Raw genomic sequence first — 13,232 nt, 5'->3', positions numbered from 1 at the left:
TACGTCTTGCCTCACTTCAAACGACCCGATAGAAATTGCTGCAAACGTTCACTTTTTGGCTGGTCGAGGATCGTAGCGTCACCCTGCTCCTCGACCTTGCCCTGATGCAAGAACAACACCTGGCTGGAAACCTGCCGGGCAAACCCCATCTCGTGGGTCACCATCAACATGGTACGGCCTTCTTCGGCCAGCGCCTGAATGACCTTCAGCACCTCACCCACCAATTCCGGATCGAGTGCCGAAGTCGGCTCGTCGAACAACAGAATCTCCGGTTCCACCGCCAGGGCACGCGCGATCGCCACCCGCTGTTGCTGCCCACCGGACAGAAACGCCGGGTATTGATCGGCCACTCGTTGCGCCAGACCGACCTTGTCCAGATAGGCCCGCGCACTCTCTTCGGCGGCCTTGCGGCTGATCCCCAGCACCCGACACGGCGCCAGCACGATGTTCTCCAGCACCGTCAGATGGCTCCACAGATTGAAATGCTGGAACACCATCGCCAGGCGCGTGCGCAAACGCTGCAATTGCGCCGGATGAGCGACACGCATGCCACCGGCACCCGGGCGCGTGATGACGCGCTCGCCGTCCAGTTCAATGGCGCCTTCGTCCGCGCGCTCCAGAAAGTTGATGCAGCGCAGCATCGTGCTTTTACCCGAACCGCTGGCGCCGATCATGCTCACCACATCGCCTGCCCGTGCATTCAACGAGACGCCCTTGAGCACTTCGTTGTCACCAAAACGTTTATACAGATTTTCAACCGTGAGTTTGTACATGTCAGCACTCCTGGAGCGGCGCGCCTGGCGGCACCGCTCTGGACAGAAAATGGGATTCAGTGAGTCGGGCCGAGAAAACTCAGCCAGCGCTTCTCTGCCAGGCGGAAGGCGCCGACCAGGCCGAACGACAGCGCGAGGTACAGCAGGCCGGCAATGCCGAACGCCTGGAAGGTCATGAAGGTCGCGGCATTGGCGTCCCGGGCGATTTTGAGGATGTCGGGAATGGTGGCGGTGAACGCCACTGAGGTCGCGTGCAACATCAGGATCACTTCGTTGCTGTAATACGGCAGTGCCCGGCGCAACGCCGAAGGCAGAATCAGCCGCAGGTACAGGCGCCAACCGCTCAAGCCATAGGCGTGTGCGGCCTCGATTTCACCGTAGGGAATGCTGCGAATCGCCCCGGCGAAGATTTCCACGGTGTAGGCGCACGTGTTGAGCGTGAACGCGAGCAAGGTGCAATTCATCGCATCGCGAAAAAAAGCTTCGAGCAGCGGTTGCGAGCGCACCACCGCGATGCCGTAGATCCCGCTGTAGCAAATCAGCAACTGGATATACAGCGGCGTGCCGCGAAACACATAAGTGAACAGCTGAACCGGCCAGCGCAGCAGGCCCCAGCGCGAGGTGCGCATGATCGCCAATGGCAGCGACAGGAAGAACCCCATCACAATGCTCGCCACCAGCAGCCACAAGGTCATGGCCAACCCGGTGAGGCTGTAGCCGTCGCTGAACAGAAAGGGTTTCCAGTATTCGGCAATCAACTCGATCATCGTGCCATCCCCCGCACACCCTGGTTATAGCGCCGTTCCAACACGCGCAAAACGTAGTTCGAAGCGCTGGTGATCAGCAAATACAGCGCCGCTGCCAGCAGCAGGAAATCGAGCATATTGAAGGTGCTTTTACCCGCTTCCTGCGCGACTTTGACCAGGTCCGACAAACCGATGATCGACACCAGCGCCGTGGCCTTGAGCAGCACCAGCCAGTTATTGCCCAGGCTCGGCAAAGCGAAACGCATCATCTGCGGGAACACCACAAAGCGGAATCGCTGCCAGCGGTTCAGACCAAAGCACGCGGCGGCCTCCTGCTGGCCGCGCGGCACGCTCAGAATCGCCCCGCGAAAGGTCTCGGTGAAATACGCGCCGTAGATAAACCCAAGGGTGATGACGCCGGCCACGAACGGATCGATTTCCATGTAGGGCCAGTCCATCGCCTCGGTCAGGCGGCTCAGCCAGCCTTGCAGGCTGTAGAAAATCAGCAGCATCAAAACCAGGTCCGGCACCCCGCGAATCAGTGTCGTGTAGAAGGTCGCCGGCAAGTTCAACAGTTTTAGCGGCGACAGTTTCGCCGCTGCGCCGAGCAGGCCCAGCGCCATGCTCACCAGCAGAGAGAGCGCTGACAATTTCAGCGTGACCCAGGTGCCGTGCAGCAACAAAGGGCCATAGCCTTGCAGGGCCGAGAGATCGACCCCGATCAGATTCAGGAAGGAGTTCACGTCAATCACCTGTCTTGAGGCGCCCGCGCTCAAGCGCTGCGCCTGTTACCAGACGCAGCCTTCGGGGCGCGAGGATCAGTAGTTGTAGAGGTCCAGATCGCCGAAGTGTTTCTGCTGGATCTGTGCGTAGATACCCTTGTCATGCAGGGCCTTGATGGCGGTATTGAGCATGCCTTTGAGTTCTTCGTTGTCCTTGCGCACGCCGATGGCGATGTCGGACGGTACCAACGGGTCGCTGATGCCTTCACTGTTCTTGAAGTCAGCGCCTTGCGGTGAGGTCAAAAAGCTCATTTGCGCCTGCATCTTGTCCTGGATCGAGGCGTCGAGACGGCCAAATACCAGGTCGGCGTAAACCTGATCCTGATTCTGATAGGCCCGCAGTTTCACGCCGCCGGGTGCCAGTTTGGCCTTGGCATAGGTTTCCTGAATCGTGCCCTGCATGTAACCGATGGTCTTGCCCTGCAGCGACTCAGCGGTAGGCAACAGCCCGGAATCCTTGCGAGTGACGATGGCGGTCGGCCCGGCATACAGGCGATCGGTGAAGTCGATCTGTTTCTTGCGCGCATCGGTCACGGTCATCGACGATTCGATGGCATCGAATTTGCCCGCCTTGAGCGCCGGAATCAGCCCGTCGAAGTCATTGCTGACCCACACGCATTTCACCTTCAGTTCGGCGCAGATCGCGTTGCCCAAATCCACGCCAAAACCCTGCACGCCGCCATCGGCGGTGGTGGACTCAAAAGGCGGGTAGCTCGGGTTGACGCCGAATCGCAGCTCTTTCCATTCCTTGGCACTGGCGCCGGTGGTGCAGCACAGCAATGCGAGTACCGACAAGCTCAGCCATCTAGTCTTCATCTTCTTGAATCCCGATTTGTTTGGAATTATCGCGGCCAGGCTAACCAGGCCACCTTTATGGGCAGGAACAGAGAGTCGATGCGGCTAACACCGCAACAGCGTTCTTATTGTTTTGCACGGTGGGCCGCACTCAGCGGCACCCGGCCTGAAACCCTCGACACAGACGGCTTCAAACCCGAGGCCAGAATGCCAACAGATGAGCGGGTGCAGGTGTCGTACGGGCCGGTGCAGACACCCGGAATGCGCTGATAAGGCTGTTTTGACAGCCGAATCTGTCGTGAGCCCGGCCCGCGGCCGTTTTCGCAAAGGAATTCCACACCGGCATTACAAAAATGCAGGCAAGACCTGCACATATGCCGGTTGTACATCACAAATTTGCACTGTTACGATCCAGCATCGCTCGCGCGCGAGCTTCTCTATAAAGAACAATAAAAGCAGGGAGTTAGTGATGACTGCTCAGGTTTCATCGAAGTGGACTTCGTCCATGGATGCCATGCAAAACGACGTGCTGGCCGAGGTCCGCAACCACATCGGTCACCTGACCCTCAATCGCCCCGCCGGGCTCAACGCCATTACCCTGGACATGGTGCGCAACCTTCAGCGTCAGCTCGACGCCTGGGCACAGGATCCGCACGTACACGCGGTGGTATTACGCGGCGCTGGCGAGAAGGCTTTCTGTGCCGGCGGTGATATTCGCTCGCTGTACGACAGCTTCAAGAACGGCGACACGCTGCACGAAGATTTCTTCGTCGAGGAATACGCCCTCGACCTCGCGATTCACCATTACCGCAAACCTGTACTCGCCTTGATGGACGGTTTTGTCCTGGGTGGCGGCATGGGCCTGGTGCAAGGTGCTGACTTGCGGGTGGTCACCGAGAAAAGCCGTCTGGCGATGCCGGAAGTAGCGATCGGTTATTTCCCGGATGTCGGTGGCAGCCATTTCCTGCCGCGCGTTCCCGGTGAACTGGGGATTTACCTCGGCGTCAGCGGCGTGCAGATCCGTGCGGCCGATGCGCTCTATTGCGGCCTGGCCGACTGGTACCTGGAGAGCGACAAACTGGGCACCCTCGACGAGCGACTCGATCAGCTCGAATGGCACGAAACGCCGTTGAAGGACCTTCAAGGTCTGCTGGCGAAACTTGCGGTGCAACAGCTACCCGACGCGCCATTGAGCGCGTTGCGCCCGGCCATCGATCACTTCTTCGCCCTGCCCGATGTGCCGAGTATTGTTGAGCAACTGCGTGAAGTAACGGTCGCCGACAGCCACGAATGGGCCACGACCACCGCCGACCTGCTGGAAAGCCGTTCACCGCTGGCCATGGGCGTGACCCTGGAAATGCTCCGTCGTGGTCGGCACTTGAGTCTGGAAGACTGCTTCGCCCTTGAGCTGCACCTGGACCGTCAGTGGTTCGAGCGCGGCGACCTGATCGAAGGCGTGCGCGCCTTGCTGATCGACAAAGACAAGAAACCGCGCTGGAACCCGCCGACCTTGCAGGCGCTGGACGCCGAGCACGTCGCGAGTTTCTTCACCGGTTTTGACCAAAGCGGGAGCTGAGCCATGCACGATATCGAATTGAGCGAAGAGCAAGTCATGATCCGCGACATGGCCCGGGACTTTGCCCGCGGCGAAATCGCACCCCACGCCCAGGCTTGGGAAAAGGCCGGCTGGATCGATGATGGTCTGGTGGCGAAGATGGGCGAACTCGGCCTGCTGGGCATGGTGGTGCCCGAGGAATGGGGCGGCACCTATGTCGACTACGTCGCCTACGCCTTGGCTGTGGAAGAGATTTCGGCCGGTGACGGCGCCACTGGCGCACTGATGAGCATTCACAACTCCGTAGGTTGCGGTCCGGTCCTCAACTACGGCACTGAAGAACAGAAACAGACCTGGCTGCCGGATCTGGCCAGCGGTCAGGCCATCGGCTGCTTCTGCCTGACCGAACCCCAGGCCGGCTCCGAAGCCCACAACCTGCGCACCCGCGCCGAACTGCGCGACGGCCAGTGGGTGATCAACGGCGCCAAGCAATTCGTCAGCAACGGCAAACGGGCAAAACTGGCCATCGTGTTTGCGGTGACCGATCCGGACCTGGGCAAGCGCGGCATCTCGGCGTTCCTGGTGCCGACCGATACCGCCGGTTTCATCGTTGATCGCACCGAACACAAAATGGGTATTCGAGCGTCCGATACCTGCGCGGTGACCCTGAGCAATTGCACGATCCCTGAAGCCAACCTGCTGGGTGAGCGCGGCAAAGGACTGGCGATTGCCCTCTCCAACCTCGAAGGCGGCCGCATCGGCATCGCGGCGCAGGCGTTGGGCATTGCCCGCGCGGCGTTTGAAGCAGCGCTGGCCTACTCACGGGATCGGGTGCAGTTCAACAAGCCGATCATCGAGCACCAGAGCATTGCCAACATGCTGGCCGACATGCACACCCGGTTGAACGCGGCACGACTGCTGATCCTGCATGCCGCGCGGTTGCGCAGTGCCGGCAAGCCGTGTCTGTCGGAGGCTTCACAGGCTAAATTGTTTGCATCGGAGATGGCCGAGAAAGTGTGTTCGTCGGCGATGCAGATTCACGGCGGGTATGGGTATCTGGAGGATTACCCGGTGGAGCGTTACTACCGGGATGCGCGGATTACGCAGATTTATGAAGGGTCGAGCGAGATACAACGGATGGTGATTGCCCGGGAGTTGAAGCACTACCTGGTCTAATGATCGCCACCGAACTGATCGTTCCCACGCGCATGGGAACGATCAAAAGCTTAAAAGCTTCGCGAGCAAGCCCGCTCCCACATTAGTCCGCGTTCCTCCTGGAAACACGCGGACTAATGTGGGAGCGGGCTTGCTCGCGAAAGCGCCTTCAAGAACGCTACATTACTTCCCTTGGAACTCGGCCTCACGCTTGGCAATAAACGCCGCCATCCCTTCCTTCTGATCCTGCGTCGCAAACGCCGCATGGAACACCCGACGTTCAAAGCGCACACCTTCCGACAGGCTCACTTCAAACGCACGGTTGACGCTTTCCTTGATCATCATTGCAATCGGCAACGACTTCTTGGCAATCAGCGCCGCGACTTTCAACGCTTCTTCCAGCAACTCATCAGCCGGAACAATCCGCGCGACAATCCCGCAACGCTCCGCTTCCACCGCATCGATCAGCCGACCGCTGAGGCACATTTCCATAGCCTTGGCCTTGCCCACCGCGCGGGTCAGGCGCTGGGTGCCGCCCATGCCCGGCAGTACGCCGAGGTTGATTTCCGGCTGACCGAACTTGGCGTTGTCGCCGGCCAGGATGAAGTCGCACATCAGCGCCAGTTCACAACCACCGCCCAAGGCGAAACCGTTGACGGCGGCAATGATCGGCTTGCGGCGGTTAGCCACGCGATCGCTGTCGCTGAACAGGTCGTCGAGGTAGATCTGCGGGTAGGTCAGCTCGGCCATTTCCTTGATGTCGGCGCCGGCCGCGAAGGCTTTTTTCGAGCCGGTGAGCACGACGCAGCCAATGTTCGAATCGGCTTCCAGGCCATCGAGGGCGTGGTTCAGCTCGCTGACGATCTGCGCGTTCAACGCATTCAACGCTTGCGGGCGGTTCAGGGTGATCAGGCCAACGCGACCGTGGGTTTCCAACAAAATCGTTTCGTAGTTCACAAGTAGCTTCCTTCTCAAAGATTGCGCGAAATAACCATGCGCTGAATATCGCTGGTGCCTTCGTAGATCTGGCAAACGCGCACGTCGCGGTAGATCCGCTCCAGCGGGAAATCGTTCAAGTAACCGTAACCACCGAGGGTTTGCAACGCCGAGGAGCAGACTTTTTCGGCCATTTCCGAGGCGAACAGCTTGGCCATGGACGCTTCGACCAAGGCCGGTTTACCGCTGTCACGCAGCGCCGCCGCGTAATGCACCATCTGCCGAGCCACAGCGATTTGGGTCGCCATGTCCGCCAGGCGGAACGCGACCGCTTGATGTTCGATGATCGGCTTGCCAAAGCTTTCACGCTCGCGGGCATAGTCGCGGGCTGCTTCGAACGCAGCGCGGGCCATGCCCACCGATTGCGAAGCGATGCCGACACGGCCGCCTTCGAGGTTGGCCAAGGCGATTCGATAACCTTCGCCCTCCTCGCCCAAGCGGTTGGCCACCGGCACCTTCACGTCTTCGAACAGGATCTGGCAGGTGTCGGAAGCGTGCTGGCCGAGTTTGTCTTCGACCCGCGCAACTTTATAGCCTGGCGAATCGGTGGGCACGATCAGCGCCGTGATGCCACGCTTGCCGGCACTCGGGTCAGTCACGGCGAACACGATCACCACCCCGGCGTTCTGCCCGGAGGTGATGAACTGCTTGCAGCCGTTCAACACGTAGTGATCGCCTTCCATACGGGCACGGGTTTTCAAGCCGCTGGCGTCGGAGCCGGCCTGCGGTTCGGTCAGGGCAAACGCCCCTAGCATCGAGCCGCTGGCCAACGGTTTGAGGAAGCGCTCTTTCTGGTCGTCGTTGCCGTACTTGAGAATCGGCACGCAACCCACCGAGTTGTGCACGCTCATGATGGTCGAGCAGGCGCCGTCGCCGGCCGCGATTTCTTCCAGGGCCATGGCGTAGGCCAGGTAGCCGGTGTCGCAACCGCCCCACTCTTCCGGCACCAACATGCCGAAGAAGCCCAGTTCCGCCATCTCGCCGATGGCCTCCTTGGGGAAGCGATGCTCGCGGTCCCACTCGGCGGCGAACGGTTTCAGCCGTTCCTGGGCAAACTGCCGGGCCGCGTCGCTGATTTGCAGTTGTTCGTCATTGGGAATCATGCCAAATCCTTAAAAGTGAGCCTGTCGCACAAAATACCTGGTGAAACGCTGGACCTGTGGGAGCGGGCTTGCTCGCGAAGAGGCCGTGTCAGTCGACATCAAGGTTGAATGACACACCGCTTTCGCGAGCAAGCCCGCTCCCACGGGATTGGCGTCAGCCCTTAGTACAGGCATTCAACGGCCATGGCCGTGGCTTCACCGCCGCCGATGCAGATCGCTGCAACGCCGCGTTTCAGGCCTTTCTGGCGCAGGGCCGAGAGCAAGGTCACAAGGATCCGCGCGCCGGACGCACCGATCGGGTGACCGAGGGCGCAAGCGCCGCCGTGAACGTTGATCTTCTCGTGGGGGATTTCCAGTTTGGTCATGGTCACCAGACTGACCACGGCGAAAGCTTCGTTGACTTCGACCAGATCGACGTCGTCCAGGGACCAGCCGGTTTTTTTCATCAGCTTCTCGATCGCGCCCACCGGTGCCACCGGGAACAGGCCCGGAGTGTCGGCAAACGCCGCGTGGCCGTGAATCACTGCCAGTGGTTTCAGGCCGCGCTTTTCAGCTTCGGAACGGCGCATCAACACCAGTGCCGCAGCACCATCGGAGATCGAGCTGGAGTTCGCCGCCGTCACCGTGCCGCCGTCGCGGAACGCCGGTTTCAAGGAGGCGATCTTGTCCAGTTTGGCTTTCGGTGGCTGTTCGTCATTGCTGATCAGCACCTGCTCTTTGCCGACGGTCACGGTGAGCGGCACGATCTCGTCTTTGAAACTGCCGTCGTTGATCGCCTGCTGTGCGCGGGTGGTCGAGGCAATGGCAAACGCGTCCTGGGCTTCACGGGTGAAACCGTTGGTTTCAGCGCAATCCTCGGCGTAGGTGCCCATCAGGCGACCCTTGTCGTAAGCGTCTTCCAGGCCGTCGAGGAACATGTGGTCAAGGACGCGACCGTGGCCCATGCGGTAACCGCTACGGGCGCGGTCCAGCAGATACGGGGCGTTGGACATGCTTTCCATGCCGCCGGCGACAACCACATCGGCGCTGCCGGCCACCAGCATGTCGTGGGCCAGAATGGCCGCTTCCATGCCCGAACCGCACATTTTGTTCAGGGTGGTACAGCGGGTCGATTTATCCAGCCCTGCGCCCAATGCAGCCTGGCGCGCCGGGGCTTGGCCGAGACCGGCAGAGAGGACGCAACCGAACAGCACTTCTTCAACCGAGTCTGGCGCCACACCGGCGCGCTCGACGGCAGCGCGAATTGCCGCAGCACCGAGTTGCGGTGCAGTCAGGCTTTTCAGTTCGCCCTGGAAACCGCCCATCGGGGTGCGGACGGCGCTGACGATAACAATGGGATCGTTGGAAATAGTCATGACAAATCCTCCTTATTTGGCGGCCATGCGCAAGGCGCCGTCGAGACGGATCACCTCGCCATTGAGCATGCTGTTTTCAATGATATGCCTGACCAGCCCGGCATACTCGCTCGGTTTGCCCAAACGTGGCGGAAACGGCACGCCAGCCGCCAGGGACGCGCGGACTTCCGGGGTCATGCCGGCCATCATCGGGGTTTCGAAAATGCCCGGGGCGATGGTCATCACGCGGATGCCGAAGCGCGCCAGTTCACGGGCGGCGGGCAAGGTCAGGCTGACGATCGCGCCTTTGGAGGCGGCATACGCGGCCTGACCGATCTGGCCGTCATAGGCGGCAGCCGAGGCGGTGTTGATGATCACGCCGCGCTCGCCGTCAGCATCGGCTTCGGTTTCGGCAATCGCCGCAGCGGCCAGGCGCAGCATGTTGAAACTGCCGATCAGGTTGACGTTGATCACCTGGCTGAAATTGGCCAACAGGTGCGGGCCATTCTTGCCGAGGATCTTCTCGCCGCGCACGATACCGGCGCAGTTGACCAGACCATTGAGGCCGCCGAAGGCTTTGACCGTCGCCTGCACAGCGGCTTCAGCCGCGGCTTCGTTGCTGATGTCCGCCACCACGCTTCGCGCGCCGAGACGTTCAGCCTGGGCCGCAACAGCTTCGGCGTTCATGTCCACCAGCATCACTTTGGCACCGGCCGCGACCAGCATTTCAGCCGTGGCCGCACCGAGGCCCGACGCACCGCCGGTGACGAGAAAAACCTTGTTTTCGATCTGCATCATTGTTTCCTTGGATTCAAGCTGAAACGTTCTTCGCGGCGGCCTCTTGAGCCTTGGCGATTTCCTGGTTGCGCAAGATAAAGCGCTGCAATTTGCCGCTAGGGGTTTTCGGCAATTCGCTGACAAATTCGATTTCGCGCGGGTATGAGTGCGCGGCCAGTCGTTTGCGCACGTGTTGGCGCAATTCTTCGGCCAGTTCCGGTGCAGCGCGGTACTGCGGGCTGAGCACGACAAAGGCTTTGACCAGTTCGGTGCGCTCCGGATCGGGCTTGCCGACCACCGCCGCTTCGACCACTGCCGGGTGTTCGATCAATGCGCTTTCCACGTCGAACGGGCCGACCCGGTAGCCGGAGGTGGTGATCACGTCGTCGCTGCGACCGACGAAGCTGATGCTGCCGTCCGGGTTCCACTCGACGGTGTCGCCGCTCAGGTAATAGTTGCCGACGAAGGCCTTGGTCGGTGCGCCTTCGTAACCGGCGAACCAGCACATTGGCGACTGGGTACGATCGATGGCCAGAATGCCCGGCTGACCGACGCCGAGTTCTTTGTACTCGTCATCCAGCACCGCGATGCGATGCCCCGGCGAGGCGAAACCGGCGGCGCCCATGTGGATCGGATGCTCCAGGCCATGGTGATTGCACAGCACCATGCCCAGTTCGGTCTGGCCATAGTGGTCGTTGATGACCACGCCGAGGTTGTCGGCGAACCAGCGAATCACTTCCGGGTTCAGCGGCTCGCCGGCGCTGCTGACGATGCGCAACTTGCCCTTGATCGAGCGAGCGAACTCGTCGCCAACCGCGATCAACAGGCGGTAGGCCGTCGGCGAGCCGGTGAGGTTGGTGATCCCGTATTTGTTGATCACCCGGCAGGTGCTTTCGAGGGAGAACGGGCCATCGTAAAAGGTGATCGGATGCCCCATGGCCATCGGCCCGGTAACACCGAAATAGATGCCATAGGCCCAGCCCGGATCGGCGACGTTCCAGAAGGCGTCTTCAGGGCGCAAGTCCACGGCGTCACGGGTGTAGCTCTGGAAGGCGACGATGGCCTTGAGCGGAACGGACAGCGCTTTCGATGGGCCGGTGGTGCCCGAGGTGAACATCAGCAGGAACGGGTCTTCACCCGTCAGCAGGACCGGCTCGCACTCAGCAGAATAATTGGCCAGTTCGGCCCAGAAGCTGTAATCGCCGCGGACGATGCCTTGGCCTTTGGGACCGGCGACGGTGACGATGGTCGGGCAGTCGGCGACTTCCGAGAGTTTGGAGCGATTGCCCGCGTCGGTCACCACCACTTTGGCGCCCGAGGAGCTGAGGCGGTGTTCGATGGCTTTCGGGCCGAATGCCGTGAACAGCGGCTGGTAGACCGCGCCGATGCGCCAGGTGGCGAATACGGTGATCAGCAATTCGATGTTACGTGGCAGGAGACCGGCCACCTTGTCGCCTTTTTTCACGCCCTGGGCCAGCAGGAAATTGGCTAACCGCGCGGCTTTGTCCTGCAAGTCGCTGAAGGTGTAGGTCGCGCTGGCGCCATCGCGGCCTTCCCAGAACAGCGCGATGCGCCCCGGCAAGGCATGCCGGTCGCAACACTCGACACAGGCGTTGAGGGCAGACAAATCGCCCGCGAGTGCGGCGTCGACGGTGTGCTGATAATTGAACTGTGATGTAGCAGACAAGTAATCGCGCATTGCCAGAATCCCTTTGTATTTTTATTAGGCTGGGGGAACCTCGATTAACAAGGAAATACTCGCTCTGCGCGGGGTGCAGGACAATGGTCAAAGCTATCAAGTTGCGTGACTGGTTTGGCCAAGATTCAAGGGATGCGTCGTCAGGGATGGCCTCTTCGCGAGCAAGCCCGCTCCCACAGTAGTTCTGTGGTGTGCCCCCCCTGTGGGAGCGGGCTTGCTCGCGAAGGCGCCAAACCAATCAACACAAAATCCGGATCAGCTGGCTTCGTTGAGAATCAGGCTGCGGTAATGCCCCGGATTTGACCCGGACCACTTGCGAAACGCCTTGTAGAACGAGCTGGTATCGGCAAAGCCCAAACGCGCGGCGATCTCGGCAAAGCTGATGGTCGGTTCTGCCAGCCAGACAATCGCCAACTCCTTGCGCACGCTGTCCTTGAGCCCCTGGTAAGTCTGCCCCTCTTCGGCCAGGCGTCGACGCAGGGTGGAAGCCGACATGCACAGCTGTTGCGCCAGGGGTTCGGTTTCCGGCCAGTGTTCGGCGGGCAGTTGCCGCAAATCGTGCTTGATCCGGCTGGCCAGGCTCTGCGGGTCGCGGTACTTGACCAGAATATTGGCCGGCGCATGGGCCAGGAAACGCTTGAGCTCTTCCGGGCTGCGCTTGATCGGCAAGTCCAGGCACTCGGCGGAGAAAATCATCCGCGTGCGCGGCCGGTCGAAACGCAGGTTCTCGGAGAACATCACCTGATAGTCATCGCAGAAGTCAGGCTGCGGGCAGCGTAACTCGATGGCCAGGATCGGAATCCGCCGCCCCGCCAGCCAGCAGGCGACGCCGTGAACGATCATCCAGTACGTGAAATACGTGAAGGCGCGGCGCGGGTCCTGGTCGTCTTCGAGCAGGACGATTTCCGCCAGGCTTTGCTGACGAACCAGTTGCGCGGGCAGGTGTTCGAGCATCAACGACAAAAAGCTCAAACCCGAGGTCAGGCCCGCGGCCAGGCTCGGCTGGACCATGGAGCAGCGACAGAGAAACGCCAGGCTGCCGGATTTGAGTTTGCGCGGGTCCATGCCAAAAAACTCATCGTCCCCACGTCGTGCCAGTAAACGCCACAGACGCGCATAAGCGGTGGCCGGGACGCGGGCATCGCTGCTGTCGAGCAGTGCCGGATCGATGCCGACCTTGCTCAACACCTCATCAGTGGTCGCTCCGGGGGCGCAACTTTGCAACAGTGCTTCACGCACCAGTTGAATGGAGATGGTGTCTTTTTCCGACATTGACCGTGGCGAGCCTTGTTATTTGAGTGCCGGCATCTTAGCGCAGAACCCTGTGGGAGCGAGCCTGCTCGCGAAGGGGCCGTACCAGTCAGTATTGATGTCGCCTGACACGCCGCTTTCGCGAGCAGGCTCGCTTGTATGGTAGGACTTGAAGGGAGGAGGAGGGACAAGGCTCGATTCCGACTGTTGACGCAGTACAGACCGTGGGAGATTTCGCCCCTCCTCCTTTCACCCAAGCGCCGATA

Annotated in this window: 12 protein-coding genes; 2 read left to right on the top strand and 10 right to left on the bottom strand. The window is 60.8% G+C overall.

Features of this window, described 5'->3' with window-relative positions; genetic code table 11:
* Window positions 1-11 precede the first annotated feature (11 nt).
* From KGB03_RS30495 to KGB03_RS30480, 4 genes are all read right to left on the bottom strand, one after another.
* Window positions 12-773 (bottom strand): ABC transporter ATP-binding protein, encoded by a 762-nt coding sequence (locus KGB03_RS30495; protein WP_074876725.1) that lies wholly within the window; start codon window positions 771-773, stop codon window positions 12-14.
* Window positions 774-829: 56 nt separating this feature from the next.
* Window positions 830-1,540, bottom strand: coding sequence for an ABC transporter permease (locus KGB03_RS30490; protein ID WP_008155279.1), 711 nt, complete (start codon window positions 1,538-1,540; stop codon window positions 830-832).
* Window positions 1,537-2,262, bottom strand: a complete 726-nt coding sequence (locus KGB03_RS30485) for an ABC transporter permease (RefSeq protein ID WP_223530855.1) — start codon at window positions 2,260-2,262, stop codon at window positions 1,537-1,539. The genes KGB03_RS30490 and KGB03_RS30485 overlap by 4 nt, the downstream gene beginning before the upstream one ends.
* 75 nt (window positions 2,263-2,337) lie before the next feature.
* Entirely contained in the window at window positions 2,338-3,117 is a 780-nt protein-coding gene (locus KGB03_RS30480; protein WP_111451608.1) for a transporter substrate-binding domain-containing protein, read from the bottom strand.
* 448 nt (window positions 3,118-3,565) lie between these two features.
* Between KGB03_RS30480 and KGB03_RS30475 the strand changes: the two genes are divergently transcribed.
* Both KGB03_RS30475 and KGB03_RS30470 read left to right on the top strand, forming a co-directional pair.
* Entirely contained in the window at window positions 3,566-4,672 is a 1,107-nt protein-coding gene (locus tag KGB03_RS30475; protein WP_223530853.1) for an enoyl-CoA hydratase/isomerase family protein, read from the top strand.
* Between the two features lie 3 nt (window positions 4,673-4,675).
* Entirely contained in the window at window positions 4,676-5,827 is a 1,152-nt protein-coding gene (locus tag KGB03_RS30470; RefSeq protein WP_129443945.1) for an acyl-CoA dehydrogenase family protein, read from the top strand.
* Window positions 5,828-5,989: 162 nt separating this feature from the next.
* On the opposite strand, the gene KGB03_RS30465 is transcribed toward KGB03_RS30470, so the two are convergent.
* The 6 genes from KGB03_RS30465 to KGB03_RS30440 form a co-directional block, all read right to left on the bottom strand.
* The gene (locus KGB03_RS30465) at window positions 5,990-6,763 is read right to left on the bottom strand and encodes an enoyl-CoA hydratase (protein ID WP_223530851.1); all 774 of its coding nucleotides are present in this window, start codon (window positions 6,761-6,763) and stop codon (window positions 5,990-5,992) included.
* A gap of 14 nt (window positions 6,764-6,777) precedes the next feature.
* Window positions 6,778-7,905, bottom strand: a complete 1,128-nt coding sequence (locus KGB03_RS30460) for an acyl-CoA dehydrogenase (protein WP_223530849.1) — start codon at window positions 7,903-7,905, stop codon at window positions 6,778-6,780.
* Between the two features lie 161 nt (window positions 7,906-8,066).
* Window positions 8,067-9,260, bottom strand: a complete 1,194-nt coding sequence (locus KGB03_RS30455) for an acetyl-CoA C-acyltransferase (protein WP_192409411.1) — start codon at window positions 9,258-9,260, stop codon at window positions 8,067-8,069.
* Between the two features lie 12 nt (window positions 9,261-9,272).
* Window positions 9,273-10,034 (bottom strand): SDR family NAD(P)-dependent oxidoreductase, encoded by a 762-nt coding sequence (locus KGB03_RS30450; protein WP_223530847.1) that lies wholly within the window; start codon window positions 10,032-10,034, stop codon window positions 9,273-9,275.
* A gap of 16 nt (window positions 10,035-10,050) precedes the next feature.
* A complete protein-coding gene (locus KGB03_RS30445) occupies window positions 10,051-11,715 on the bottom strand; it encodes an AMP-binding protein (RefSeq protein WP_223530845.1) in 1,665 nt (554 codons plus the stop codon).
* Window positions 11,716-11,970: 255 nt separating this feature from the next.
* Complete coding sequence (locus KGB03_RS30440; RefSeq protein WP_223530843.1) at window positions 11,971-12,987, bottom strand: AraC family transcriptional regulator; 1,017 nt, start codon at window positions 12,985-12,987, stop codon at window positions 11,971-11,973.
* Between the last annotated feature and the right edge of the window lie 245 nt (window positions 12,988-13,232).

This window comes from Pseudomonas sp. BF-B-26 (assembly GCF_019956495.1).
GTDB lineage: Bacteria > Pseudomonadota > Gammaproteobacteria > Pseudomonadales > Pseudomonadaceae > Aquipseudomonas.
This window is presented reverse-complemented; position numbering and strand designations above follow the sequence as displayed.

Excerpts from the sequence above, each read along its gene's own strand:
- KGB03_RS30455 (WP_192409411.1), bottom strand. The coding sequence starts at position 9,260 with ATGACTATTTCCAACGATCCCATTGTTATCGTCAGCGCCGTCCGCACC.
- KGB03_RS30440 (WP_223530843.1), bottom strand. The coding sequence starts at position 12,987 with ATGTCGGAAAAAGACACCATCTCCATTCAACTGGTGCGTGAAGCACTG.
- KGB03_RS30495 (WP_074876725.1), bottom strand. The coding sequence starts at position 773 with ATGTACAAACTCACGGTTGAAAATCTGTATAAACGTTTTGGTGACAAC.
- KGB03_RS30490 (WP_008155279.1), bottom strand. The coding sequence starts at position 1,540 with ATGATCGAGTTGATTGCCGAATACTGGAAACCCTTTCTGTTCAGCGAC.
- KGB03_RS30450 (WP_223530847.1), bottom strand. The coding sequence starts at position 10,034 with ATGCAGATCGAAAACAAGGTTTTTCTCGTCACCGGCGGTGCGTCGGGC.
- KGB03_RS30480 (WP_111451608.1), bottom strand. The coding sequence starts at position 3,117 with ATGAAGACTAGATGGCTGAGCTTGTCGGTACTCGCATTGCTGTGCTGC.
- KGB03_RS30445 (WP_223530845.1), bottom strand. The coding sequence starts at position 11,715 with ATGCGCGATTACTTGTCTGCTACATCACAGTTCAATTATCAGCACACC.
- KGB03_RS30470 (WP_129443945.1), top strand. The coding sequence starts at position 4,676 with ATGCACGATATCGAATTGAGCGAAGAGCAAGTCATGATCCGCGACATG.
- KGB03_RS30475 (WP_223530853.1), top strand. The coding sequence starts at position 3,566 with ATGACTGCTCAGGTTTCATCGAAGTGGACTTCGTCCATGGATGCCATG.
- KGB03_RS30460 (WP_223530849.1), bottom strand. The coding sequence starts at position 7,905 with ATGATTCCCAATGACGAACAACTGCAAATCAGCGACGCGGCCCGGCAG.